Annotated in this window: 23 protein-coding genes and 1 pseudogene; 15 read left to right on the plus strand and 9 right to left on the minus strand. The window is 72.9% G+C overall.

Translation table 11 applies throughout. The features are described from left to right. The first annotated feature begins 96 nt into the window (after nucleotides 1-96). The 4 genes from AB852_RS24325 (at nucleotide 97) to AB852_RS24340 (ending at nucleotide 2896) form a co-directional block, all read left to right on the plus strand. Nucleotides 97-990 carry a DMT family transporter gene (locus AB852_RS24325; RefSeq protein WP_073792299.1) on the plus strand — a complete coding sequence of 298 codons (894 nt, stop codon included), beginning with the start codon at nucleotides 97-99 and terminating at the stop codon, nucleotides 988-990. A 595-nt stretch (nucleotides 991-1585) separates the two neighbouring features. After that, entirely contained in the window at nucleotides 1586-2146 is a 561-nt protein-coding gene (locus AB852_RS24330; RefSeq protein WP_073792300.1) for an NUDIX hydrolase, read from the plus strand. Continuing rightward, nucleotides 2143-2574 (plus strand): YidH family protein, encoded by a 432-nt coding sequence (locus tag AB852_RS24335; RefSeq protein ID WP_073792301.1) that lies wholly within the window; start codon nucleotides 2143-2145, stop codon nucleotides 2572-2574. Before AB852_RS24330 ends, AB852_RS24335 begins: the two co-directional genes overlap by 4 nt. A gap of 1 nt (nucleotide 2575) precedes the next feature. After that, entirely contained in the window at nucleotides 2576-2896 is a 321-nt protein-coding gene (locus AB852_RS24340) for a DUF202 domain-containing protein (RefSeq protein WP_073792302.1), read from the plus strand. Nucleotides 2897-2944: 48 nt separating this feature from the next. Here the strand turns inward: AB852_RS24340 and AB852_RS24345 are convergent, their stop codons facing one another. Further along, the gene (locus AB852_RS24345) at nucleotides 2945-3538 is read right to left on the minus strand and encodes a TetR/AcrR family transcriptional regulator (RefSeq protein ID WP_073792405.1); all 594 of its coding nucleotides are present in this window, start codon (nucleotides 3536-3538) and stop codon (nucleotides 2945-2947) included. Nucleotides 3539-3970: 432 nt separating this feature from the next. Between AB852_RS24345 and AB852_RS24350 the strand changes: the two genes are divergently transcribed. Both AB852_RS24350 and AB852_RS24355 read left to right on the plus strand, forming a co-directional pair. Beyond that, nucleotides 3971-5254 (plus strand): exo-beta-N-acetylmuramidase NamZ family protein, encoded by a 1284-nt coding sequence (locus AB852_RS24350; protein ID WP_073792303.1) that lies wholly within the window; start codon nucleotides 3971-3973, stop codon nucleotides 5252-5254. A 386-nt stretch (nucleotides 5255-5640) separates the two neighbouring features. After that, nucleotides 5641-6243: a hypothetical protein gene (locus AB852_RS24355; protein WP_073792304.1), complete on the plus strand. Its 603-nt coding sequence runs from the start codon at nucleotides 5641-5643 to the stop codon at nucleotides 6241-6243. Nucleotides 6244-6332: 89 nt separating this feature from the next. Here AB852_RS24355 and soxR read toward each other — a convergent pair whose 3' ends face one another. Next, nucleotides 6333-6866, minus strand: a complete 534-nt coding sequence (soxR, locus tag AB852_RS24360; protein ID WP_073792305.1) for a redox-sensitive transcriptional activator SoxR — start codon at nucleotides 6864-6866, stop codon at nucleotides 6333-6335. 200 nt (nucleotides 6867-7066) lie between these two features. Here soxR and AB852_RS24365 point away from each other — a divergent pair, with 200 nt between their 5' ends. Next, nucleotides 7067-7528 carry a MaoC family dehydratase gene (locus tag AB852_RS24365; protein ID WP_073792306.1) on the plus strand — a complete coding sequence of 154 codons (462 nt, stop codon included), beginning with the start codon at nucleotides 7067-7069 and terminating at the stop codon, nucleotides 7526-7528. On the opposite strand, the gene AB852_RS24370 is transcribed toward AB852_RS24365, so the two are convergent. Together AB852_RS24370 and AB852_RS24375 are read right to left on the minus strand one after the other, a co-directional pair. Further along, nucleotides 7519-8169: a TetR/AcrR family transcriptional regulator gene (locus tag AB852_RS24370; RefSeq protein ID WP_073792307.1), complete on the minus strand. Its 651-nt coding sequence runs from the start codon at nucleotides 8167-8169 to the stop codon at nucleotides 7519-7521. The genes AB852_RS24365 and AB852_RS24370 overlap by 10 nt on opposite strands. A 108-nt stretch (nucleotides 8170-8277) precedes the next feature. After that, a complete protein-coding gene (locus AB852_RS24375) occupies nucleotides 8278-8565 on the minus strand; it encodes a YiaA/YiaB family inner membrane protein (protein WP_073792308.1) in 288 nt (95 codons plus the stop codon). A 125-nt stretch (nucleotides 8566-8690) separates the two neighbouring features. On the opposite strand from AB852_RS24375, the gene AB852_RS24380 reads away from it, so the two are divergent. Further along, nucleotides 8691-9335 carry a TetR/AcrR family transcriptional regulator gene (locus tag AB852_RS24380; protein ID WP_073792309.1) on the plus strand — a complete coding sequence of 215 codons (645 nt, stop codon included), beginning with the start codon at nucleotides 8691-8693 and terminating at the stop codon, nucleotides 9333-9335. A gap of 887 nt (nucleotides 9336-10222) precedes the next feature. Here AB852_RS24380 and AB852_RS24385 read toward each other — a convergent pair. The 3 genes from AB852_RS24385 to AB852_RS24395 form a co-directional block, all read right to left on the minus strand. Beyond that, complete coding sequence (locus AB852_RS24385; protein WP_245876892.1) at nucleotides 10223-11422, minus strand: MFS transporter; 1200 nt, start codon at nucleotides 11420-11422, stop codon at nucleotides 10223-10225. Between the two features lie 107 nt (nucleotides 11423-11529). Further along, nucleotides 11530-12984 (minus strand): CitMHS family transporter, encoded by a 1455-nt coding sequence (locus AB852_RS24390; RefSeq protein WP_073792310.1) that lies wholly within the window; start codon nucleotides 12982-12984, stop codon nucleotides 11530-11532. A gap of 134 nt (nucleotides 12985-13118) precedes the next feature. Then, nucleotides 13119-13730, minus strand: a complete 612-nt coding sequence (locus AB852_RS24395; protein WP_143201273.1) for a hypothetical protein — start codon at nucleotides 13728-13730, stop codon at nucleotides 13119-13121. A 167-nt stretch (nucleotides 13731-13897) separates the two neighbouring features. On the opposite strand from AB852_RS24395, the gene hmgA reads away from it, so the two are divergent. The 3 genes from hmgA to AB852_RS24410 all read left to right on the plus strand — a co-directional run bounded on the left by hmgA (nucleotide 13898) and on the right by AB852_RS24410 (nucleotide 17306). Continuing rightward, nucleotides 13898-15226: a homogentisate 1,2-dioxygenase gene (gene hmgA / locus AB852_RS24400; RefSeq protein ID WP_073792312.1), complete on the plus strand. Its 1329-nt coding sequence runs from the start codon at nucleotides 13898-13900 to the stop codon at nucleotides 15224-15226. A gap of 61 nt (nucleotides 15227-15287) precedes the next feature. Continuing rightward, entirely contained in the window at nucleotides 15288-16037 is a 750-nt protein-coding gene (locus AB852_RS24405) for a GntR family transcriptional regulator (RefSeq protein WP_073792313.1), read from the plus strand. A gap of 75 nt (nucleotides 16038-16112) precedes the next feature. Then, nucleotides 16113-17306, plus strand: coding sequence for a type ISP restriction/modification enzyme (locus AB852_RS24410; protein WP_073792314.1), 1194 nt, complete (start codon nucleotides 16113-16115; stop codon nucleotides 17304-17306). Nucleotides 17307-17660: 354 nt separating this feature from the next. On the opposite strand, the gene AB852_RS24415 is transcribed toward AB852_RS24410, so the two are convergent. Beyond that, nucleotides 17661-17930 (minus strand): hypothetical protein, encoded by a 270-nt coding sequence (locus tag AB852_RS24415; protein ID WP_073792315.1) that lies wholly within the window; start codon nucleotides 17928-17930, stop codon nucleotides 17661-17663. A gap of 463 nt (nucleotides 17931-18393) precedes the next feature. Here AB852_RS24415 and AB852_RS24420 point away from each other — a divergent pair. Then, nucleotides 18394-18813 (plus strand): annotated as a pseudogene (locus AB852_RS24420) (serine/threonine-protein kinase); the annotation flags it as partial. Between the two features lie 80 nt (nucleotides 18814-18893). Continuing rightward, the gene (locus tag AB852_RS39890; protein WP_178391098.1) at nucleotides 18894-19067 is read left to right on the plus strand and encodes a hypothetical protein; all 174 of its coding nucleotides are present in this window, start codon (nucleotides 18894-18896) and stop codon (nucleotides 19065-19067) included. Nucleotides 19068-19074: 7 nt separating this feature from the next. Here the strand turns inward: AB852_RS39890 and AB852_RS24425 are convergent, their stop codons facing one another. Beyond that, nucleotides 19075-19884, minus strand: a complete 810-nt coding sequence (locus AB852_RS24425) for an SGNH/GDSL hydrolase family protein (RefSeq protein ID WP_073792316.1) — start codon at nucleotides 19882-19884, stop codon at nucleotides 19075-19077. 299 nt (nucleotides 19885-20183) lie between these two features. Here AB852_RS24425 and AB852_RS24430 point away from each other — a divergent pair, with 299 nt between their 5' ends. Together AB852_RS24430 and AB852_RS24435 are read left to right on the plus strand one after the other, a co-directional pair. After that, entirely contained in the window at nucleotides 20184-21422 is a 1239-nt protein-coding gene (locus AB852_RS24430) for a S8 family peptidase (RefSeq protein WP_073792317.1), read from the plus strand. 480 nt (nucleotides 21423-21902) lie between these two features. After that, the gene (locus AB852_RS24435) at nucleotides 21903-22967 is read left to right on the plus strand and encodes a DUF5925 domain-containing protein (protein WP_073792406.1); all 1065 of its coding nucleotides are present in this window, start codon (nucleotides 21903-21905) and stop codon (nucleotides 22965-22967) included. Nucleotides 22968-23129 lie beyond the last annotated feature (162 nt).

The raw sequence follows: 23129 nt of genomic DNA on the forward strand, positions 1-23129 counted from the left end.
GCGTGACCGGCGTCAACCGTCCCGGGGCCGTGACTCACCGGCCACGTACCCGGCGGCCCGGCTGGCTCGGGCCCGGCTGTCGTGAGGGGTAACGACGTGTCGGTACTCGTTGTCGTCCTGGCGGTCTGCGCCGCCTGCTGCCTGGGCTTCGGGTTCGTCCTCCAGCAGGACGCGGCGCAGCGGGCGCCCCTGAGCGACTTCCTGTCGTTCCGGCTGCTGCTCGATCTCATGCGGATGCCGCGGTGGCTCGGCGGGATCGCGCTGATGGTGTGCGGGATGGTCCTCGGGGCGCTGGCCCTCGCCCATGGCCAGGTGAGTCTGGTCGAACCGCTGCTCGCCACGAATCTGCTGTTCGCCCTGGCACTGTCCCGTGCGGTGACCGGGCAGCCGCTGGGTACGCAGGGCTGGTCCGGGCTCGCGGTGCTCGCGGGCGGGGTGACGCTGTTCATCGTCGCGGGGCAGCCGGAGGCCGGGGAGGCCGTGACCGACCCGCTCCGGCAGTGGCTGATCATCGGGGCGGTGGCGGGCCTCGCGGCGCTGCTCGTACTGCTGGCCCTGCGGGCCCGGCTGGTCATGGCGCCGGTGCTGCTGGGGGGTGCGGCGGGGCTGCTGTACGGGCTCCAGGACGCGCTCACCCGGGTGAGCGCGCTGCGGTTCGCCGAGGACGGCTGGACCGTGGTGGTCGCGACCTGGCAGCCGTACGCGGTGCTGGTGCTGGGGGTGACCGGGTTGTTGCTGGTGCAGAGCGCGTTCGAGATGGCGCCGTTGCGGATGTCGCTGCCCGCGTTGACGGCTGCGCAGCCGATCGCGGGGATCGTCTGCGGGGTCGGGTTCCTCGGGGACCGGCTGCGGACGGACCCGCTCGCGCTGCTGGGGGAGGTGGTGGGGCTGCTCGCGGTGGTCGGGGGGATCGTGCTGCTGGGGTTGCACCCGGCGATGCCCCGGGGGGCGGGGCGGTTCGAGCGGGCGGGTGAGCTCCATGGAGGGTGAACGGGACGGGTCGCCTTTGCTTGCGCTTCCCAGGTCCGTCCGGCGTGACGCACCTCTTCCTGTGCCGTCGCTCGGTGGTTTCGCGCAGTTCCCCGCGCCCCTTTGGGGCGCCATCTGCTTGTTCTTCGGGTCGGTGCCGGTCGGGATTCTCCGTCCTCGATCCGACACGCTCGGTACGACGTTCCGTGACCCGACTGAAGAGCATCGGAGTCTGCGAGCAGAGATTCCCGCCCACCCCCTCCCGCAGCCATGCGACTGCACGAGGAGGATGGCGAAGAACAACGTCAAGGGGCTGAGGCGCCCCCAAAGGGGCGCGGGGAACTGCGCGAAGACGAGGGCGGACCCGCGCCCGAGAAGCAACCGCAAGAGGCAGCATCCAGGGGCGCGGGGAACTGCGCGAGCAACCACGGATCACCCGCACCCGAACGGGAACCGCAAGGGGCGCGACCTCAGGGGCGCGGGGAACTGCGCACCCACGAACGACCCGCACCGGGACAAGTACGCCCAGCCGGACAGACCCAGAGGCGCGAGCGAAGGCGACCCGCACAGGTAGCCCGGAGGCGCGAGCGGAGGTGGGCGGTGGTTGGATGGGGGGATGGGTGCAGCTGGCACGGACACGGACGGCGCGGCCGACGCGAGGGCCGAGGTCCTGGACGTGGTGGACGAGGACGACCAGGTCGTCGACCGGGTACCCCGGGGCGAGATCTACGCCCGCGGCCTTCTGCACCGCTGTGTCTTCGTCCTCGCCCGGGACCCCGGCGACCGTGTCTTCGTCCACCGCCGCACGGCGACGAAACTGATCTTCCCGTCGCGCTACGACATGTTCGTCGGAGGCGTCGTCGGCGCGGGCGAGTCCTACGACGACGCGGCCCTCAGGGAGGCGGAAGAGGAGCTGGGGGTCAGCGGACTCCCCCGGCCCACCCCCCTGTTCCGGTTCCTGTACCGGGGCGAGGGCCAGGGCGGCTGGTGGTCGGCGGTGTACGAGGTGCGCTGCGCGCTGCCCGTGCGCCCCCAGCTCTCCGAGGTCGCCTGGCACGACTTCGTCCCGGAGGAGGAGGTCGACGCCCGGCTCGGCTCCTGGGACTGGGTGCCGGACGGCCTGGAGGCGTACCGGCGGCTGAAGGCGTTCCGGGCCGCGCGGGACGTGTCCCCGTGAACGCGCCGACCGGACCGGGGGGACGGGACCGGCCGGGCGGCCGGGCGTTCTCCTCCGTACGGCTCTGGTTCGCGCCGGCCCGGCTCGCACAGGAGGGCCGTACCCCCGACTACCGCTTCTCGCTGGCGAACGAACGCACCTTCCTGGCCTGGCTCCGTACCGCCCTCGCACTGATCGGCGGCGGCTTCGCGGTGGACCAGTTCCTGCCCGACCTGCGCTGGGGCTGGCGGGTCGGGCTGGCACTGGCCCTGCTCGCGGCGGGCGTGCTGTGCGCGCTGCGCGCCGTGAACCACTGGGTGCGCTGCGAGCGGGCGATGCGGCGCGGCGAGGACCTGCCGGTGTCGCGGTTCCCCGCGCTGCTGAGCGTCGTCATCGCCATAGTGGCCCTGGCGATGGTCGTGATCGTCCTCGCGGGCTGGGCGGGCTGACATGACCGGCGCCGGGGTACGCGACCCGGGGCTCCAGCCGGAACGCACCAGGCTGGCGTGGCGCCGTACGACGCTGACGGCGACGGTGGTGACCGTACTGGCCGCGCGCTCGGCGTTCCAGGACGGGGAGGGCGCGGTGGGTCCGGTCGCCTGCGCGTTGTGCGTGCTGGTGTGGCTGGGGCTGCTGGCCGTGGCGCACCGGCGGATACAGGAGCTGACGGGCGATCCCGTGGATCCGCCCCGGCTGATGGTGTGGGCGGCGGCGGTCGGCACGCTGTGCGCGGTGGGTCTCGCGGTGTGCGCGGCGGCCGTCGTGTTCTAGCGGGGGCGCGTTCCGGCGGGGCGGCGCCTCGGGCAGTCGTCCGGCGGGTCAGGGGCGCAGGGCCCGCAGCAGCAGGTCGGCGAGGTGGTCGGCGATCTGCGTGGGGGTGAGGGTGCCTGTGGCCCGGTACCAGGTGGGCAGATGGTGGACCGAGCCGAAGTGGTGGTCGACCACGAGGTCCGCCGGGGTGCGGGTGGAGAAGACACCGGCGGCCTGGCCCTCCTCGATCAGGGCGCGGAACCGTTCGTGGTAGCGGCGGCGTTCGGCGCGTACCCGCTTGTTCTTCGCCGGGCTCAGATGGTGCATGGAGCGCTGGAAGATGACCGCGTCGTCCAGGTTCTCGATGGTTGTGACGACGACATCGGCGGCGGCGTCCCGCAGTCGCCGTTCCACGGGGGCGTCGCGGGCGGCGAACGCGTCGAGGCGTTCCTGCTGGAGGCGCAGCACCCGGGAGTAGATCTCCTGGAGCAGGTCCTCCTTGGAACCGAAGTAGTGGTAGAGGGCGCCCTTGGTGACTCCGGCCGCCTCCACGATCTCCTGGACCGAGGTGCGGTCGTAGCCCTGGTCGGCGAAGAGCCGGGTGGCCGCCGCCAGCAGCCGCTGCGGGACGGTCGCCCCGTCCGTGTCCGTCGTCCTGGGCACGTGGCCGCCCGCCTTCCTGTTGTCGTGGACCACCGGTCCGGCTCGCCCGGGTGCCGTTCGGCTCCCGCCGGAGGATCTTCCCATCTGCCGGCGCGGTGGGCGCGGGGATATCGCCCCGAGGGGGACGGCGGCGGGGTCCGTACCGGCGGGACGGTATCGCCCCACGTCCCGGGCCCCGGGCCGTACGGGCGCGGAGGGGCGGGAGGGAGCGGGAGGGCGTCCGGCGGGGCGTGGCGGGGGCGTACGCGGCTGCGGTCGGGCGGGGGCGGTCCGGCGGGTGTGGGCGGTCCGCTCGGCCGATCACTTGTGTCCGGGACGTTCCGCGGCGCCGCGGCCCGCGCTACCGTGCGTGATCATGACCGTTTCGCGATCACCACAGGGTTCGAATGTGACGGATTCTGTGCGGAATCGCTCGAACCTGGAGGTACTCCGATGACCCTCTCCAGACGCGGACTGCTGGCCGCCACGGGCGGCACGGTGGCGGCCGGAGCCGCGGTGGCGGCCCCCGCCGCGGCGGACGGCGGTGACCGCGGCCGGTCCCGTCGCCGTACGCGCACCGGCTTCGAGCGGCTCCAGGCGAGCGGCTACGCCCTGCTCGCGGGGGACAAGGTCGGTGTCGTCACCAACCCGACGGGCGTCACCCGGGACGTCCGGCACATCGTGGACGTGATGCACGTGGACGACCGGGTCGAACTCACCGCCGTGTTCGGCCCCGAGCACGGCTTCCGGGGCACCGCGCAGGCGGGCGGTTCGGAGGGCCGTCACGACGACCCGGCGACGGGGCTGCCCGTCTACGACACGTACCGGCTGAGCGGGCAGGAGCTCGCCGATGTGTTCACCGCGTCCGGGGTCGACACGGTCGTCTTCGACATCCAGGACGTCGGCGCGCGGTTCTACACGTACATCTGGACGCTGTACGACTGCATGGCGGCGGCCCGGCTCGCGGGCAAGCGGATGGTGGTCCTCGACCGGCCGAACCCGATGACCGGGCGTGGGGCGTACGGGCCGCTGCTGCGGCCGGAGTTCGCGACCTTCGTGGGCCGGGAGCCGATCGCCCAGGCGCACGGGATGACGGTCGCGGAGCTGGCGCGGCTGTTCAACGGGGAGTTCCTGGAGCGGCCGGTGGAGCTGGACACCGTACTGATGTCGGGCTGGCGGCGCGACGACTTCTACGACGTTTCCGGGCTGCCGTGGGTGCCGCCGAGCCCGAACATGCCCACACCCGAGACTGCGCTGGTGTACGCGGGAACCTGTCTGTTCGAGGGGACGAACCTCTCCGAGGGGCGGGGCACGACCCGGCCATTCGAAATGATCGGGGCCAAGGGGCTGGACGGCCGCTGGGCCGCCGCCGCGAACGCCCTCGGGCTGCCGGGGGTACGGCTGCGGGAGGCGTACTTCGCCCCGACGTTCGGCAAGTTCTCGGGCCAGACCATCGGCGGGGTCCAGGTCCATGTGGACGACCGCGAGGCGTTCGATCCGGTGCGTACGGGGATCGGGCTGCTGGTGACCGCCAAGCGGGTCTGGGACGGCTTCGTATGGCGGCTGGACCGGCGGCCGGACGGCACGTCGTCGTACTGGGTGGACCATCTGACCGGGTCCACGCGGGTCCGCACGATGATCGACGCGGGTGCGGGGACGGACGAGGTGGTGGCCGGCTGGCGGCACGAGCTGTCGGCGTTCCGCGCGGTGCGCGGGCGGTACCTGGCGTACCGCTGACGGACCCGGCGGGCATCGACAGGGCCCGTCCCGCCGGTCGGCCGGGGCCAGGTCCCCCCGACCGGCGGGACGGCATCGCCCATAGGCGGGCCAATGGGTCGGCGGCAACTCCCTGACCTGCGGGAACATCAGCCACTGGCGCCACGGGTGTGACACGACGCACGTTACCGGCCGTATACCGGCGGCCGAAGGAGAGCGCGAATCAACTTCCCCTTGAGTTAAGCGCCTTGACCGGCATGAACGCCGGACCAAACGCCTCCTTCCAGCCAATCGCTCGCCCACCCGGAAAATGAGAGGGAGCCAATCCGGTCGCTCGTTCGTCTACTCCTCAACGCCCGAACGACGTCGACCACGTGCTGGCGCACATGTGACGGAGGTGCAGGACGATGGCCGGATTCCGGAGTCTCGCGAGACAGGTGCGCGACCCGCGCAACGACCTGGCGCTGCGAAGGTACTCGCTGCGCAAGTGCCTGGAGCGGTTCGCCCCCTACGGACACCGCGCGACATGGGACCACTTGTGCTCCAGGGCCGGCTTCGGGCCGGAGGACAGGTCACCCGACCCGGCGCGGCTGGTGGCCGCGCTCGACGAGCTGGAGGAGGCGCGGGCCGTCTGGCTCGCGTACGAGGCGCAGTTCGCGGAGCGCCGACGCAAGGAGAAGCACGGGGGTTTGCGCAGGCCCGGAAGTGTGGACGACTGGCACCGGCTGACCTGGGGCGGCTTCGGTGTCGCCTGGTGCGACGACCCCCGGCGGCATCCCCGGCAGTCGCTGGGCGAGGTGCTGCGGCGGCTGATCGCCGCGCTGGAGCGGGAGCCGGGCGAAGGGTGTCCGGTGTGCGCGGGCGACCGTCTGGTGTGGTCGGAGAGCCTGGCGCACGAGCCGTCCTCCGGGCCGGTGTGCGGTGAGTGCGGGATCGTGGTGCCCGAGCCGGTACTGACCCGTGGCGCGCTGCTGCGGGCCCGCCGGGGAGCCCTGCTCGTGTCGGTGTGACGACGGTACGGGGCACGGGCACGGGCACGGGGCCGGGGCCGGGATGCGGCGCCGGGGCACCGTACGGGCGGTGCGGGTGGCCCGCCGCGTCAGCAGCTCTCGTCCTGCGGGTCGCAGGTCTCCTGGGCCGGTTCGACGACACGGCCCATCGGGGGCCGCGCCTTCTGGAGCCGGGCGGGGAGCAGCCGTGAACCGGTGTGGTCCTCGCCGAACGCGTCGCCCGGGTTGGACAGGACGCAGGTCTCCAGCGAGAGACAGCCGCAGCCGATGCAGTCGGTGAGATGGTCGCGCAGCCGTCCGAGCTGCTTGATCCGCTCGTCCAGCTCCCTGCGCCATGCCTGGGACAGCCGGGCCCAGTCCTCCTTGTTCGGGGTGCGTTCCTCGGGCAGCTCGGCGAGGGCGTCCCTGATGGTGGCGAGCGGGATGCCCACGCGCTGGGCGGCCCGGACGAAGGCGACGCGGCGCAACGCGTCCCGGTGGAAGCGGCGTTGGTTGCCGGAGGTGCGGCTGCTGCGGATGAGTCCCTTGGACTCGTAGAAGTGCAGGGCGGACACCGCTACGCCGCTGCGGGCGGCGAGTTGGCCGACCGTGAGTTCATGGATCTTCACCGGGATCTGGGACACCCTTCGCAGCCTACCGATCCCGCGGGGCGTACGGCACGGCGTCATCCGGGCCCGCCGTGCACCGCGCGCTCCCGGAATGCGGCGGAACGCCGGGAACGCGTCAGCGTTGACACGGCCCGCCCGTACCCGCATTCTGAGCAAGCGCTTAGGCAGATCGTTCGACCGGAACCGTCTGCGCGGTACGGGGAAGGCACAGGGACATGGCAGAGCCGAGGATCTTCCGATCCGCCGGGGAGTTGGGCGCCGCGGTCGGTGAGCGGCTGGGGTACAGCGACTGGCTGGAGATCGACCAGCGGCGCGTCGACCTCTTCGCCGACGCGACCGGCGACCACCAATGGATCCATGTCGACCCCGAGCGTGCGGCGGCCGGGCCGTTCGGCACGACGATCGCCCATGGATATCTGACCCTGTCGCTGCTCCCCGTGCTGGTGCCCCAGGTGTTCCAGGTCGAGGGGGTGCGGATGGGGCTCAACTACGGCACCGACAAGGTGCGTTTCCCCGCCCCCGTACCGGTGGGCTCCCGGCTGCGGGCCACGGCCGAGCTCCGGAAGGTGGCCGAGGCGGGCGGCGGCGTCCAGGTGACCGCGGCGGTGACGGTCGAGCGCGAGGGCGGCGACAAGCCGGTGTGTGTCGCGGAGTCGGTGTCCCGGTACTACTTCTGAGCGCCGGCCACCTCTGCCGGGTCGCCCCGGAACCCCACCATGCGCAGCACCAGTTCGGCGTAGAGCGCGCCGACCTCGTCGGGTGTCCGCCGTCCGCCGACGTTGAACCAGCGGGCCACGTCGATGCACAGCGACAGCACGGCGACCGTGGTGCCCGCCGGGTCGGCCACGTCGAACTCCCCCGCGCGGACGCCGTCGTCGACGAGTTCGCGGATCACCCCGTCCGTCCGGCGGCGCAGCGCGACGATCTCGGCCCGCGCGCTCTCGCCGAGCGCGTCGAGTTCGTACTGCACGACCCGGGCGGTGGTGTGCTGCGCGGCGTGCCAGCCGACGAACGAGCGGACCGCGACGGCGAGCCGCTCGGCCGGGGTGCCGGTGCCGTCCGCCGCCGTGCGCAGGATGTCCAGCGCCTTGTCGTGGCCGATGCGGCTGATCCGGTGGAGGAGTTCCTCCTTGGTCTTGTAGTGGATGTAGAGCGCCGCCGGGCTCATCCCGGCGCGGCTCGCGATGTCCCGGGTGGTCGTCGCGTGGTAGCCGCGCTCGGCGAACGCCTCCACGGCCGCCACCAGCAGCCGTCTGGCCGCGTCCGGTGTGACCTCGCCCCAGGGCTGGGCGTCACGGCCGGTCTCCTCCGCAGTCATCGCGTACTCCTCTCCGCAGGTCAGGGAGGCCACCTTACCCTTGCGGGTGAGCAAGCGCTTAGCGAACGGAGGGCGGACACCGCCGGACCGCGCCACCCCCTCGGGGACTCAGAGCTTCTCGAAAGGGTCGTGGGCGGCGAGCAGTTTGTCCACCCGGGCCTGGTCGACCCGGCTGGTGAGCTCACCGGCCTCCTGCCGGTCACGGATCACCTTGGCGAGCGTGAAGCACGAGGTGACGAGATACAGGACGGCGATGGCGAGGAACCCCCGTACCCAGGAGTTCGCGTCCAGGCGGGCGATACCGATGCCCGTGGCGGCGATCGCGATGACGAACGACACGACGGCCTGGACGTAGAACGCCGCCGTCGACTGCTGCTTGACCGGTGAGTCACTCATGTCGCACAGGGTCGCCCGGCCCGGGGCGGACCGGATCGGTACGGGTACTCAGTTCGGTACTCAGACCCCTGCGGGGTATCCCGGCGAGGGGTCCGGGAGGATACCTCCGCTCTACTATGTGGCGCATGGCCAGACCCCGTAAGCCGCTGCTCAGCAGGGACCTCATCGTCGAGACGGCCTGTGCGCTGGTGGACGCGGAAGGGCTGGCGGCGCTGTCCACCCGCCGGCTCGCCGCGGAGCTGGGGGTGAGCGGGCCGTCGCTGTACAACCACTTCCGGACCAAGGACGAGATCCTGGAGGCGGTCGCGGACTCGGTGAGCGCGCAGGTCGATCTGTCGATGTTCGACGACGTGCGGGACTGGCGTACCGCGCTGCGCGACTGGGCCGTGTCGTACCGGCGGGCGCTGAGCGCGCATCCGCACATGGTGCCGCTGCTCGCGCGGGGGCCGGGGCGGCGGCCGGCCGCGCTGCGGGTCGCCGACGCGGCGTTCGGGGCGATGGTGGACGCGGGGTGGACGCCCGCGCAGGCCACGTCGATCGGGGCGCTCATACGGTACTTCGTGATGGGGGCGGCGCTGGGGTCGTTCGCGGGTGGGTTCGTGGACGACGAGAGCGCCTACGATCCGGCGGAGTATCCGCGGCTCGGCCAGGCGCATCTTCTCGCGGAGCGTCAGCAGGTGATCGACGAGCGGGCGTTCGAGACGGGGCTGTCCGCGTTGCTGGACGGGTTGGCGGTCCAGTTCGCGGCGGCGGCCTCCCGGGGGGCGTAGGGGGGCTTTCCGTGCGCGGTTCCCTGCGGGGCGCCTTGGCTTGCGCTTCTGGGTCTGTCCGGGTGGGCGCACTTCGTTCCTGTGCCGTCGCTCGTGGGGTGCGCAGTTCCCCGCGCCTCTGGATGCTGCCCCCTTGCGGCCGCTGCTTCGGGTGCGGGGCCGCCCTCGCTCTTTGCCCAGTTCCCCGCGCCCCTGGATGCTGCCCCCTTGCGGCCGCTGCTTCGGGTGCGGGCCGGCCCTCGTCTTCGCGCAGTTCCCCGCGCCCCTGTCGGGGCGCCTTCCGCCGTCGTTCAGGTCGGGGCCGGTCGGGATTCTCCGTCCTCGCTCCAACGCGCTCGGTACGGACGTTCAGTGGCCGCACTGGGGGCGTCGGAGTCTGCGGGCAGAGATTCCCGCCCACCCCCTTCGGCTGCCGGGCGAGTGCGCGAGGAGGAGGGTTCCGCAGGCGATGAGCCCGCAGCCGGGGGACAGCCTCAGGGGGCGCCCCAAAGGGGCGCGGGGAACTGCGCAACCACCGAGCGACGGCACAGGAACGAAGTACGCCCAGCCCCGAGTACCCAGGGGCGCGGGGAACTGCGCGAGCAACCACAGGCGACCCGCACCCGAACAGGAACCGCAAGGGGCGCGACCTCAGGGGCGCGGGGAACTGCGCACCCCCGTCCGACCTGCACGGGAACAAGTACGTCCAGGTGGGGGACCCCAGGGGCGCGGGGAACTGCGCACCCACGAACGACCCGCACAGGGACAAGTACGCCCAGCACAAGGAACCCGGCGGCGCGAGCGAAGGCGACCCGCGGGGAACTGCGCACCCACGAACGACCTGTGCGGGAACAAGTACGCCCAGCACAGGAAACCTCGAAGGCGCGAGCGAAGGCGACCCGTGGGGGTTACTCCGGGGGACGTACGGCCAGGGTGGCCGCTGCGCAGAGGAGGGTGCCCAGGAGGACGAAGGGGGCGCCCGTGCCCGCGAACCCCGCGACCAGGCCGCCTGCCGCGGGCGTCGCGACCTGGCCCAGGCGGTTGCCGGTGAGGCGCAGCGCGAGGGCGGTGGAGCGGGCGCCCTCGGGGGCCGCCCGGACGACGGTGGTCATCGACAGGGGCTGGCCCACGCCCAGGCAGAAGCCGAGCAGCGCCAGCATCACCGCGAGGGCCCACACCGGGACCGGCACCGCGACCCCCGCGCACAGGACCCCCGCGAGCAGACAGCTCGTCACCAGCAGGGGGGTCCGGCCGACGACCCGGATCATCGGCGCCATCACCACCCGGCAGGCGATCGTCGCGGCGGCCCGCAGACTGAGCAGCAGGCCGACGGTGAAGGGGCTGATGCCCCGTTCCTCGCCGATCACCGGGAGATAGGCGATCACGATGTCGGTGGCGGACAGCACGGCCAGGCTGATGAAGATGCCGCCGGGCACCCCCCGGGCCCGCAGGATGCGGTGGACGGGGACCCGGGCACCGGCCGCGGGCCGGGAAGCGGCGAGGCCCCGGGGCTCCACGCGCCACAGCGAGGTGAGCCCGATCGTGCCGACCCCCGCCGCGACGACGAGGGCGAGCGCGCTGCTGCTCGCGAGGGCTCCGTCCGGTCCCGCGTCCCCGACGATCACGAGCCCGGCGGCGATCGGGCCGATCAGCTGGCCGAGGGACGCGCCGATGGTGAAGTGCCCGAAGTTGCGGTCCTGGTCGTCGGGCGCCGAGCGGCGGGCCACGAGCGACTGGGCGCCGATCACGAAGCTGAGGTGTCCGAGGCCCATGACCCCGCTCCACGCGGCCAGCGCGCCGAGGGAGTCCGCCGTACCGCCGAGGGCGCAGCCGACCGCGATGAGGACGATGCCGGCGGGCAGCAGCGGGGCGCAGCGGCCGTGGTCGGTGCGGCGGCCGAGGGGGACGGCCGCGAACAGCGGCAGCAGGGCGTAGGCGCCCGCGATGACGCCGATGGCGCGTTCGTCGGCGCCGAGCGAGAGCGCCCGGTAGGAGACGGCGGGCCGGGCCATCGACACCGCCGCCTGCGCGAAGCTGAAGGCGATGACGAGGCGGAGCAGCCAGCCGCGGCTCCCGCCGGGCGTCGGTATGTCAGGGGGCAGGGACACCGGTCCTCCGGGGTAGGTGCGGCACGGTCACCCGGGCGGTGGGGAAGACGGCGGACGGGCACCGGGCGGCAGCGGACGGATGCGCCCGGTGCCCGTCCACCGCCGGCTCAGAGGATGCCGAAGAGGAATCCGGCGCCGAGCACGACGAGCGAGGTGAGCGCGGCCCATTTGACGGTGAAGCGGGTGTGGTCGCCGAACTCGACCTTCGCCATGCCGACCAGGACGTACACGGCCGGGACGAGCGGGCTCGACATGTGGAGGGGCTGGCCGACGAGGGAGGCGCGGGCGATCTCCACCGGGGAGATGCCGTGGGCCGCGCCCGCTTCGGCGAGGACGGGGACGATGCCGAAGTAGAAGCCGTCGTTGGACATGAAGTACGTGAACGGGATCGACATGACGCCGGTGACGAGGGCCATGTGCGGGCCCATCCAGTCGGGGATGGCGGAGACCACGGTCTTGGCCATCTCGTCGACCATGCCGGTGCCCTGGAGGACTCCGGTGAAGACGGCGGCGGCGAAGACCATGCCGGAGACGTTGAGGACGTTCTCGGCGTGGGCGGCGATCCGGGCCTTCTGGTCGGGCATGTGGGGGAAGTTGACGGTGAGGGCGAGGGCCGCGCCGAGGATGAAGAGGACCGGGATGGGCATCCACTGCATGATCATCGCGGTGAGCAGGGCGGCCGTGAGGCCCGCGTTGAACCAGTAGAGCTTGGGGCGCAGGGTCTTGCGGTTGGGGTCGAGGACATGGAAGCCCTCGTGCTTGTCGTCGTCCTCGTCCGCTCCGGTGGCGCCCTTGGTGGGCGCGCCCGCGGTACCCGTGGCGCCGGTGCCGGTGCCCGTACCGCCGGTGCGCTTGGCGGTGCCGGTGGTGTTCTTGCCGTCGCCCGTGCCGACCAGGACCTTCTCGTCGGTGGTGGTCGTGGCCTCGACGGCCTCGTCCAGGGAGAGATAGCCGAGGCGCTTGCGCTCGCGGCGGCCGAGGACGTAGGCGAGGGCGAAGACGGCGAGCAGTCCGACCGCGAGGGCCGGGATCATCGGGACGAAGATGTCGCTCGCGTCGAGCTTCAGGGCGGTCGCGGCGCGGGCGGTCGGGCCGCCCCAGGGCACGGTGTTCATGACGCCGTTGGCGGTGGCGGCGACACCGGTCATCACGACGAGGCTCATGTTGAGGCGCTTGTACAGCGGGTACATGGCCGAGACGGTGATCATGAAGGTGGTGGAGCCGTCACCGTCGAGGGAGACGATCGCGGCGAGCAGGGCGGTACCGACGACGATCCGCAGGGGGTCCGCCTTGGCGAACCGGAGGATCATCCGGACGATCGGGTCGAAGAGCCCGACGTCGATCATCACCCCGAAGTAGACGATGGCGAACATCAGCATCGCGGCGGTCGGGGCGAGGTCGCCGATGCCCTCGATGACGTAGTCGCCGAGGTGGGCCCCCTTCCCGACCAGCACGCAGAAGAGTGCGGGGATGAGCACCAGCGCCGCGATCGGCGAGACCTTCTTCATCATGATCAGGACCAGGAAGGTCGCGATCATGGCAAAGCCCAGGATGGTCAGCATTGAGTGGATACCTAACGTTCGCCCTTGACACCGTGTGGCTCTCACACCAGGGCCTTCGGTCAGCGCGACGTTAGGGCGCGTTGCTTGGCGTTAACAAGATGTTGACATGCGAGCAATATGCGCGAAAGTCCAGGTCACGAAGGTGTTGCGGTTGTCGGCGCCGCCGAGCGGGCCCGCTCGCCGGCCGCGCGGTCCTTGCGCGGCGCGGTCGTGACCCGGGCGATGTCCTCCACGGCCTCGCCGTCGACCGCCCACACGGTGCCGTCGTCGGCGTGCAGCCGGACGGTCAGTTCATGGGTGCCGCGCTCCAGGGCCGCGTCCGGCAGCCGGTAGCCGGGCTCGCGCAGTTCGGCGAGCCTGCGGTCGGCGAGGAAGAGGACGGCGTAGCCCCGGCCGGGTACGGGCCCGGTGCGGGTGTCCCGGGGGCTGAAGCGGAAGCCGGTGACGGTCAGCCGGACGTCCCAGGTGTCGGCGGAGCCGGGCCGGACGGCGATCCGGACCCCGGGCGCCTCCTCCTCGGGGACCTCCCGCAGCCGGTTGCCCGAGGGGTCGGTGGTGTCGAGGAGGGTGCCGACGACCGGGGACGGCGTGGACGTCCCGCCGGGGCCCGGGCCGGGGTCGGGGGAGCCGCCGCCGCAGGCGGCCGTGACGAGCAGCGCGGCGCACACGAGGAGGGCCCGGGCGGCACGGGCGGGCCGCCCGCCCGGTCGTGGGACGGGGCGCGGTGCCGAGGACGCCGGAGACATGGCACAGGAGCCTAGGCGACGCCCTCACCTGGGCGGGAGCGGGGGTGTCCGGCCGGGCGGGAAGCGGTCCGGCGGGGCCGGTCGGGTCTCACGCCCTGGATCGCTCTTGCGCGCGGGGGAACCGAATCCTACGGTGATGCATAGGAATAGCTGACGAGGGAGCGCCCATGAGCGGGGAAGCCGCCCGGAAGACCGCGGAGAGCCTGACCTATCTGACGGGTTTCGGTAACGAGCACAGCACCGAGGCCGTGCCGGGCGCCCTGCCGCTCGGGAGAAACTCACCGCAGCGGGCACCGCTCGGGCTGTACGCGGAACAGCTCAGCGGCAGCGCCTTCACCGAGCCCCGGGCGGACAACCGCCGCTCCTGGCTCTACCGGATCCGGCCCTCCGCGGCGCACCCCGCGTTCTCCCGCACCGCGAACGGCGCGCTGCGTTCGGCGCCGTTCAACGAGACGGTCCCCGACCCCAACCGGCTGCGCTGGGACCCGCTGCCGAAGCCCTCACCGGGCACGGACTTCGTGGCCGGGCTGTGGACACTGGGCGGCAACGGCGACGCGGCGACGCGGAGCGGTATGGCGGTGCACCTCTACCACGCCAACACCTCCATGACCCGGCGGGTGTTCAGCGACGCCGACGGCGAACTCCTCCTCGTCCCCGAACGCGGCGGTCTGCTGCTGCGCACGGAGATGGGCCTGCTCGCCGTGCACCCAGGGGAGGTGGCCCTGATCCCGCGCGGTGTCCGCTTCCGGGTGGAACTGCTGGACGCGACGGCCCGCGGCTATGTCTGCGAGAACTACGGCCGCCCCTTCCAGCTCCCCGAACGCGGCCCGATCGGCGCCAACGGCCTCGCCAACACCCGGGACTTCCGGGCCCCGGTCGCCGCGTACGAGACGACCGAGGGACCCGTGGAGGTGATCAACAAATTCTGCGGCAATCTGTGGACCGCGACGTACGACCACTCCCCGCTGGACGTCGTCGCCTGGCACGGCACCCACACGCCGTACGTGTACGACCTGCGGACCTTCAACGTCATCGGGTCGATCAGCTACGACCACCCGGACCCGTCGATCTTCACGGTGCTCACCTCGCCCTCGGACAGCCCCGGGCTCGCGGCGGTGGACTTCGTGGTGTTCGCGCCCCGCTGGCTGGTCGGCGAGGACACCTTCCGGCCGCCGTACTTCCACCGCAATGTGATGAGCGAGTACATGGGTCTGATCGAGGGCGCGTACGACGCGAAGACCGGCGGGAAGGGCGGGTTCGTGGCGGGCGGCGGCTCCCTGCACAACATGATGTCGGCCCACGGTCCCGACCGGGAGACCTTCGAGCGGGCGAGCGCCGCCACCCTCGTCCCGCAGCGGGTCGACGACGGGCTGGCGTTCATGTTCGAGACCCGCTGGCCCGTGGTCGCGACCGCGCAGGCCGTCGGAGGGGACCATCTCCAGCGCGGATACGACGATGTGTGGCAAGGTCTGGAGCGCCATTTCAGGAACGCCTAGCAGAGAGCGGGCGACCGGCCCCCCGGACCGGCGGGGCCACTGCACCGATTCGGAGAGCGTCGTGACCGCATTCGCCCCGGACTCGATCGTCCTGAATCGCAAACTGCCCTTGTGGTACCAGGTGTCGCAGTCGCTGCGCGCGTCGATACTCGGACGGTCGGCGGACGACCCGCTGCGGCTGCCCACCGAGGAGCAGCTGGCGGGCCACTACGGCGTCAGCGTGCTGACCATGCGCCAGGCCCTCAAAGAGCTGGAGGACGAGGGCCTGATCAGCAGGCACCGGCGGCGTGGCACCTTCATCGAACCGGCGGCGCAGCGCGGGGCCCCGGTGCGGCTGCTGGGTTCGGTCGACGCGATCGTGGCGCAGCAGTCGGGCATGGGCATCCGGCTGCTGGAACACGGCAGCGCTCCGGTGCCCCACGCGTACGCGGAGCACTTCCCGGATCTGGCCGAGGTCGTGATGTACCACCGGCTGCGCGGCGACGAGGAGACCGGGGAGCCGACCAACCACGCCCGGAACTACGTGCGTCCGGAGCTGGCCGCGCGGGTGGACCCCGCCGATCTCGGGCGCTGGCCGATGACCAAGGTCCTGCGGGACGTGGTCGGGGCGCGGATCAGCCGGATCACCGACACGGTGGAGGCCCGGCTCGCCGACCCCGAGACGGCCCGGCTGCTGAACGTGCCGCTGCTGAGCCCGATCCTGCACTACACGGGCATCACCTACGGCGAGGACGGCCGGGTGCTCGACCTCGCCGTCATCCACTACCGGGGCGACCGCTTCTCCTTCACGGTCACCCTGGACGCCCACTGACCCGGCCGTCCCGGTCCGCGCGGGCCCCGCACACCCGTGCGGACACCTGGGGCGCGCCGGGCGGGCCCCGTTACGATGCCGGGCGTGACGAACGACGAAGCTCCGCGGCTGGCGGACCTGATGCCGTGGTCCGTCGCCGCCCCCCGGCTCGGCCGGAGCTGGCCGCTCGCCCCGGACCCGGACACCCTCGGTGCCCGCTGGGACGCCCTGACGCGGGCGCGGGGAGCGGAGCGCGCGGCCCTGTTCGAGGTGTCCCGGGCCCGTGACCCGCACTCGGCGGTCGCCCAGCTGCCGGGCCGGCGCACGTCCACGGCCCGGCTGGCGCGCGACCCGGGTCCGCTCCCCGGGCCGCTGCGGGTCCTGTGCGGCCCGTTCGACGAACAGTGGCTGCTCCCGGACCACCGGCTGATCGACTCGGCCCGGCCGGAACTGTGGCGGGTCGCGGACCAGGCCCAGCTCTTCGCCGTCGAGCAGCGGGTGCCGTCCGGGGACCCGGGGCCCACCCTGCTGGTGTCCGCCCTGCTGCCGGTCTCCGCGCCGGCGTCCGGCCCGGCGCCGCGGGTCCGTCCGCTGTTCCGGCGGCCCGGGGGCACCGAGCCGAATCTCGCCCCGGGCCTGCTGGGGCGGCTGGCCGACCGGCTGGGCGGCTCCCCCGCCCCGGTGGACGTCCTCGCGTGGATCGTGGCGTATGCCCGGCCCGCTCCCGGGGGCTGTGTCGTCCCACTGACCACCGATGCCGGCGCCTGGGCGCGCGGCACCGCCACGGGCCACCGGATGCTGCGGGTGATGTGCCGCCCGGAGGGCGGGCGTCCGAAGCTTCCGGGCGGCCGGCGCCCGTACATCCGGGTGCCGCTCCCGGACCGGCCCGGGGAACTCCGCTACGACCGTGACGGGGAGACGCTGTGTGCGGGCGAGGGTCGGATCTCCCCCGTCCCGGCCGGGGCCTGGGACTTCACGGTCGGCGGGGCCCGGGTCCTGGAGTCGTGGTTCGCGGGGCGGACAGTCGTCCCGGAGGGGTCCGGGGCGCTGGCGGCGATCCGGGCGGCCGGCTGGCAGCGGTCATGGACCTCGGAGCTGCTGGAGCTGATCACCGTCCTGGCGCTGCTCGCGGAACTGCGCGCGAGCGTCCCGGACCCGGGCGGCGCACCGCTCACGGCGGCGGAGCTGCGCGGGGCCGGGGTGCTCCCGCCGCCGGAGGCGGCACGCCGTCCGGCCTCGGTGCTCGACCATCACGAGGAGGGCCCGGAGGGGCAGTTCGCGCTGCTGTGAGACACGGCCGGCCTCCGGTGGGCGCGGCGGGTGCGGGCGCCGGGTACGGGGGAAGCGGGCACGGCGGCGTGGGGAGACGCGGCGCGCTGGCCGGTCCGGCACGGAGGGGGAAGAGGGTTCGCGACACAGGCCCGGGGGGCGGCGGATCGGCCGGGGAGGGACCGAACCGCGCCGCGCGGGGTGTGACGGACCGGCGCTCCGTGCCGGTGATGTCGAAACGGTGAGCACAGGTGTGACCCGTGCTCGCCGGGGGTGCCGAAGGGCGCCGCGCACCGTGGGGATGACGGTTTCGGGATGGCGACGCGGCGCCTTACGGGGGTGGGCCGTCGAGCAGGGGCCGCCGGGGCGGCCCGCTCAGCGGTCGCCGAACAGCGACCGGCGCAGCCTCCTCAGTGGGGCGAAGAGCGACACACGCCGGACCCGCGCCTTGCGCACGCTGGGCTCACGAGCGGTGTCACGCGTCGTCAGTTCACGCATCAGCGAGGTCGCCTCGGCCGTCTCGCGCTGCGGGACGGCGGGACCGCCCAGCACCGCCAGATGACGGTCGAGACGCGAGCTGGTCGCGCTGCTCCCGCAGGTGATCGCGGGTACGCGAGCCCTGCTTCGCATCGTTATCTGTTCCATTTCTCTCCCCACCCGTACGAGGGCACCCGACCCGGGCAGGTTAACCCTATCGCCCCACCGTGACACCCGTGTATCCCGCCCACGGGATTCACCTCTCGGGTGCCCGGTTGACGCTCTCCGCACACCTCGGTCCCCAATCGCCTTGATTACCGGGCAAGTTGGACATTCCCCCACGACCGACCCCGTCAAACCTCCGGAAAGCGCACCCGTCCGCACCGTGCCCCGCCCGAACGGTGCCCGCCGGTCGGACACCACGCCGGACCCCGCACACCCGTCCGGGGTCCGGCGCAGGTCACGGGCGCCTCGACCCCACCCTTCCGAGGGGGTCGCAAGCGGCCCCCGCTGGGCTGCTTTTGTGAGGAATCGCACGCTGCGAAGGGGGACGCCGGTGACCCGGGGACCGAGCGGTGACGGTCAGGAGCGCGGCGGCGGGGCGCCCGGAGGCGATCCGGCGGGCGGCGGGGTGCCCGAGCGGCTCGTCGGCGGGCGCTACCGGCTGCTGTCCGCGCTCGGCGAGGGCGGGATGGGCACGGTGTGGCACGCCCGGGACGAGGCGCTGCACCGGGAGGTCGCCGTGAAGGAGGTCCGGGCCCCGGCAGGGCTCCCGGCGGCCGAGGCGGCACGGCCGCACACCCGCCTGGAGCGCGAGGCGTGGGCGGCGGCCCGGGTGTCGCACCGGGGTGTGGTCACCGTCCATGACGTGGCCGTGGACGGCGGCCGGCCGTGGATCGTGAGGGAACCGGTCCGGGGGCTCGCCCTGTCGGACGTCCTCGACGCCGAGGGACCGCTGCCGCCGCCGCGGGCCGCCCGGATCGGCGCCGAGGTGCTGAACGCGCCGCGGGCCGCCGATGGGGCGGGGGTGCCGCACCGGGACATCAAGCCCGGGACGCCCGGTCGGGGCGGTCGTCGGACCCGGGCCGGAAGGCCCTGACGTTCCCGGCGGACGGCGACCTCACCCGGCGGGTGGAGCACCTGGAGCCGGTCCGCCGGGCCATGTGGTCCACGTACCGGGACGCGCTGCGGGTCGAGGTGCGCGCGCCGGTGCGCAAGGAGTCGGACGAGGTGGCGTTCACGGTGACGTGCGCGGGGGAGGTCCCGTCGACGGACGGAACCTCCCCCGCGTCGCGGTCGGGGTGAGCGGAGGTCAGGCGGCGGCCGTCAGGGCGGGCAGATAGCCCCTGGACTGGCCGTTCGCCTTGGGGTGGTAGGACTCGCCGATGCTGAGCCAGTTGACGCTGTGCAGCCACGCGTCACCGGAGCAGATCTCGTGTCCCGCGAACCGGTCGGCGACCCCGGCGAAGGCGAAGCCGTGGTCGGCGGCGCGCTTGGCGAGCGTGCCGTTGAGATGGTCGGACGCGGCGTTGATCGCGGAGCGTTCCCGCTCGGAGAGCCCGGCGACACAGGTGCCGCTCAGCTTGTAGAAGCGGGGGTAGCCGAGGACGACGACCTGGGCGGCGGGTGCCCGGTCGCCGATCGCCGTGTAGACCCGGTCGAGGAGACCCGGCAGCGTCGAGTCGACGTAGGAGCGCGCGGAGGCGACCCGGGACAGGCAGGAGCTCTCGGAGCCGGTGACGCAGGCCGTCATGACATCCGCGAAGCCCGCGTCGTTGCCGCCGACGGTGACGCTGACGAGACCCGTACCGGAACCCAGGGGTCCGAGCTGGTTCGCCAGAACATCACCCGTACGAGCACCCGAACACGCGGTGAAGTGGAAGGACGAGGGTGAGTTGGCCGCGGCCCAGAGCGCCGGGTAGGCGCGCGGGGTGCGCTTGCAGGAGCCGCTTGAGCTGTCGTAGGCACCCGCTCCGACACCGGAGGAGTAGGAGTCGCCGAGCGCTACGTAGCCGGTGGGGGCGGCTTGGGGGGATGCCTGCGCCGTGGCGGCACCGGTGACGGTGAGGCCGACGGCGAGGAGGAGCGCGGACAGGTACGACGTAAGTCGGGAACGTCTCATGGAACCACCCTTTAGCAGGATCTCTGGCTCAACTTTCGTACCAGGACGCCTTTTCAACCGGAAGTGTCCATGTCAATTCTCCCCGAAACAAACCCACCTTATTCGCCATGCATTCAATTACGTTCAGATGACGACGCCATGACAAGTGGTCAACACCCTTGCTCTGCCAGGGCGGATGACGCACGCTGCTGAACGGCCCGAACGGAACGCGTCCGTCCGGGCCGCCGTGCGCGCTCCCGCGCACACCCCCCACACCGCGCGTCCCACGACGCGCCCGCCCGGAGGAGGGCTCCCTCGTCATGGCACAGCAGCGAAGCACCACCACGCACGGCACCCCCCGCACCACGCGTACCGCCCGGATCGCGGTGGCCGTCGCCGTCGCGGCAGCCACCGGTCTCATGGGCTCGCTGACCGCGCTCCCGGCGCACGCCGCCCCCGCCGAGGGCACCGTCCTCGCGGCCGGTTCGCCGACGGCAGTCAAGGACAGCTACATCGTCACCCTCAAGAAGGACGCCGGACTGCGGGCCTCCACACCGCAGGGCAAGAAGCTCATATCGGGCTACGGCGGTACGGTCCGCACCACCTTCCGCAGCGCCCTCAACGGCTTCACGGCCACCCTCTCGGCCACCGAGGCCCGCAGGCTCGCCGCCGACCCGAAGGTGGCGTCGGTGGAGCAGAACCAGCGGGTGCGGGTGCAGGCCACCCAGACCAACGCGCCCTGGGGCCTGGACCGGATCGACCAGGCCGCCCGCCCGCTCAACGGCACCTACACCTACCCGGACAGCGCGGGCACCGGGGTGACCGCGTTCGTCATCGACACCGGCGTACGGATCAGCCACTCGCAGCTCACCGGTCGGGCCGGCAACGGCTACGACGCGATCGAGGGCGACACGGTGGCCCAGGACGGCAACGGCCACGGCACCCATGTGGCCACCACCATCGCGGGATCGACGTACGGCGTCGCGAAGAAGGCGCGGATCGTGGCGGTCCGCGTCCTCGACAACAACGGCTCGGGCACCACCGCCGGGGTCATCGCGGGCGTCGACTGGGTGACCCGCAACCACAGCGGCCCCTCGGTGGCGAACATGTCGCTCGGCGGCGGCGCGAGCACCACCCTGGACAACGCCGTCCGCAACTCCATCGCCAGCGGGGTGACCTACGCGGTCGCGGCGGGCAACAGCGGCGTCAACGCGTCCTCGACCTCACCCGCGCGGGTCACCCAGGCCATCACGGTCGGGGCGACGAGCAACACCGACGCCAAGGCGAGCTGGTCCAACTTCGGCAGTGTGCTGGACCTGTTCGCGCCGGGTGTCTCGATCACGGCCGGCTGGCACACCGGTGACTCCGCCACGAACACCATCTCCGGTACGTCGATGGCCGCGCCGCATGTCGCCGGGGCCGCCGCCGTCTATCTGTCCAGCAGGCCCACGGCGACACCCGCCCAGGTCTCCACCGCACTGGTGAACGGCGCCACCAACAGCGTGGTGACCACGCCCGGCTCCGGTTCCCCGAACAAGCTGCTCAGGCTGGTTCCGTAGCACTCCCGCACGATCGTCGCAGGGCCGCCTCCCCCCACTTCACCACGGGCGGCCCTGCTCCGTGTCCGGGGAGCCGACCCCACCCGGACACCGGGGAGTTCCCCGGAGGCCCACGACCACCGGGGAACTCCCTGGCGGGTAGCGGGCGTCCCGACCGCCCGCGCCGGGTGGTGCCGACGGGACGGCCGTGCGTGACTCCGGGCCGTCGGGCGGGCGGGGCTGTACGGGTGGGCCGGGCCGGAAACCTGGATGCGCGGGGCAGTCGGGTGCCGCATCATGTCCGGCATGCCCACGCGAACGGAGCACACTCTGACGTACGAGCCTCAGGACGACGACCGCCCCACCGATGCCCCCCTGAACACCCCCGACCTCGATACCGCGGGCACCGCCGACAACGGCCCTCCGGAGGGCCTCACCGGCACCGGAACCGGCACCGGAACCGCCGCCGTACCGGGGGACGCGTTCGCCGCCGTCCTGCCGATGCAGGTCGCCCTGAACGACGAGGACAGCACGTCCGACGTGGTGGACGCGCTGTTCCTGGGGCGGTTCGCGAACGGTGAGCAGCCGTTCTCGCACCGGACGGCCATCGAGCGGGTCCGGGCCGGGGCCACCCTGCTGCCGCCCGGCGCGACCGTGGTGCGGGCCACCCGCGACGACAACCGCGGCAACACCCTCGCGGTGGGCGACGACTGGACCCTGCTGGTGTCCCGCTGGCGGCAGGGCGCGGACGTCACGGTCACCGCGACCAGCGCCGAGCTGGCGGAACGGGTGCTGGAGCAGGCGACGGACGGCGCGTCCGACGAGCCGGAGCCGCAGCCGGAGACGGTCACGATGGGCTTCTGGTACGTGTCGCCGCGGCGCGGTCCGCACCGCACCACCCGGCAGATCTCCGCCGACACCTGGGCCGGGGCGCGCGCCAACTACACCGCGCCCGTCGCGGAGGCGATGGACGGGCTGATGAAGCTGACCGCGGACGACATCGCGGGGCGGCTGCTGCTGCTCCACGGCCCGCCGGGCACCGGCAAGACCTCCGCGCTGCGCACCCTGGCCCGCTCGTGGCGGGACTGGTGCCAGGTGGACTGCGTGCTCGATCCGGAGCGGCTGTTCTCCGATGTCGGCTATCTGATGGACATCGCGATCGGTGAGGACGAGGGCTCCGGGAACGGCCGCTGGCGGCTGCTGCTCCTGGAGGACTGCGACGAGCTGATCCGGGGCGGCGCGAAGCACACGGCGGGGCAGGCCCTGTCCCGGCTGCTGAACCTGACGGACGGTCTGCTCGGCCAGGGCCGCAACGTCCTCGTCGGGGTCACCACCAACGAGGACCTGGAGCGGCTGCACCCGGCCGTCGTACGGCCCGGACGCTGCCTGGCCCGGATCGAGGTCGGTCCGCTGACCCGCCCGGAGGCCGTCGACTGGCTCGGTACGGAGGAGGGCGTGGGACGCGAGGGGGCTACGCTGGCGGAGCTGTTCGCGCTGCGGCGGGGCAGTTCCCCGGCGGCGGTACCGGGAGCCCGGGACGGCGCGGACGCGGGACTGTATCTGTAGCGCGCACCCATCTCCGCGAAGCGTTTTTCACGAAGAGTCACGACGGCACCGACGGAACCTCTTCGCGAAGATGTCTTTGCCGAAGCAGTCTTTGACCAGGACGAACCGCGCGCCGCCGTGGACCGGTAGCTTGCGGGACGCCCCGGCCGGCGCCGTGGGCGC

The sequence above is a fragment of the Streptomyces uncialis genome (genome assembly GCF_001905345.1).
Classification (GTDB): domain Bacteria; phylum Actinomycetota; class Actinomycetes; order Streptomycetales; family Streptomycetaceae; genus Streptomyces; species Streptomyces uncialis.

Bases quoted from the DNA above. Each gene is read 5' to 3' on its own strand.
- AB852_RS24330 (WP_073792300.1), top strand. From the start codon at position 1,586: ATGGGTGCAGCTGGCACGGACACGGACGGCGCGGCCGACGCGAGGGCC.
- AB852_RS24340 (WP_073792302.1), top strand. From the start codon at position 2,576: ATGACCGGCGCCGGGGTACGCGACCCGGGGCTCCAGCCGGAACGCACC.
- AB852_RS24350 (WP_073792303.1), top strand. From the start codon at position 3,971: ATGACCCTCTCCAGACGCGGACTGCTGGCCGCCACGGGCGGCACGGTG.
- AB852_RS24355 (WP_073792304.1), top strand. From the start codon at position 5,641: ATGGCCGGATTCCGGAGTCTCGCGAGACAGGTGCGCGACCCGCGCAAC.
- AB852_RS24365 (WP_073792306.1), top strand. From the start codon at position 7,067: ATGGCAGAGCCGAGGATCTTCCGATCCGCCGGGGAGTTGGGCGCCGCG.
- AB852_RS24370 (WP_073792307.1), bottom strand. From the start codon at position 8,169: ATGACTGCGGAGGAGACCGGCCGTGACGCCCAGCCCTGGGGCGAGGTC.
- AB852_RS24375 (WP_073792308.1), bottom strand. From the start codon at position 8,565: ATGAGTGACTCACCGGTCAAGCAGCAGTCGACGGCGGCGTTCTACGTC.
- AB852_RS24380 (WP_073792309.1), top strand. From the start codon at position 8,691: ATGGCCAGACCCCGTAAGCCGCTGCTCAGCAGGGACCTCATCGTCGAG.
- AB852_RS24390 (WP_073792310.1), bottom strand. From the start codon at position 12,984: ATGCTGACCATCCTGGGCTTTGCCATGATCGCGACCTTCCTGGTCCTG.
- AB852_RS24395 (WP_143201273.1), bottom strand. From the start codon at position 13,730: ATGTCTCCGGCGTCCTCGGCACCGCGCCCCGTCCCACGACCGGGCGGG.
- hmgA (WP_073792312.1), top strand. From the start codon at position 13,898: ATGAGCGGGGAAGCCGCCCGGAAGACCGCGGAGAGCCTGACCTATCTG.
- AB852_RS24410 (WP_073792314.1), top strand. From the start codon at position 16,113: ATGCCGGGCGTGACGAACGACGAAGCTCCGCGGCTGGCGGACCTGATG.
- AB852_RS24415 (WP_073792315.1), bottom strand. From the start codon at position 17,930: ATGGAACAGATAACGATGCGAAGCAGGGCTCGCGTACCCGCGATCACC.
- AB852_RS24425 (WP_073792316.1), bottom strand. From the start codon at position 19,884: ATGAGACGTTCCCGACTTACGTCGTACCTGTCCGCGCTCCTCCTCGCC.
- AB852_RS24430 (WP_073792317.1), top strand. From the start codon at position 20,184: ATGGCACAGCAGCGAAGCACCACCACGCACGGCACCCCCCGCACCACG.
- AB852_RS24435 (WP_073792406.1), top strand. From the start codon at position 21,903: ATGCAGGTCGCCCTGAACGACGAGGACAGCACGTCCGACGTGGTGGAC.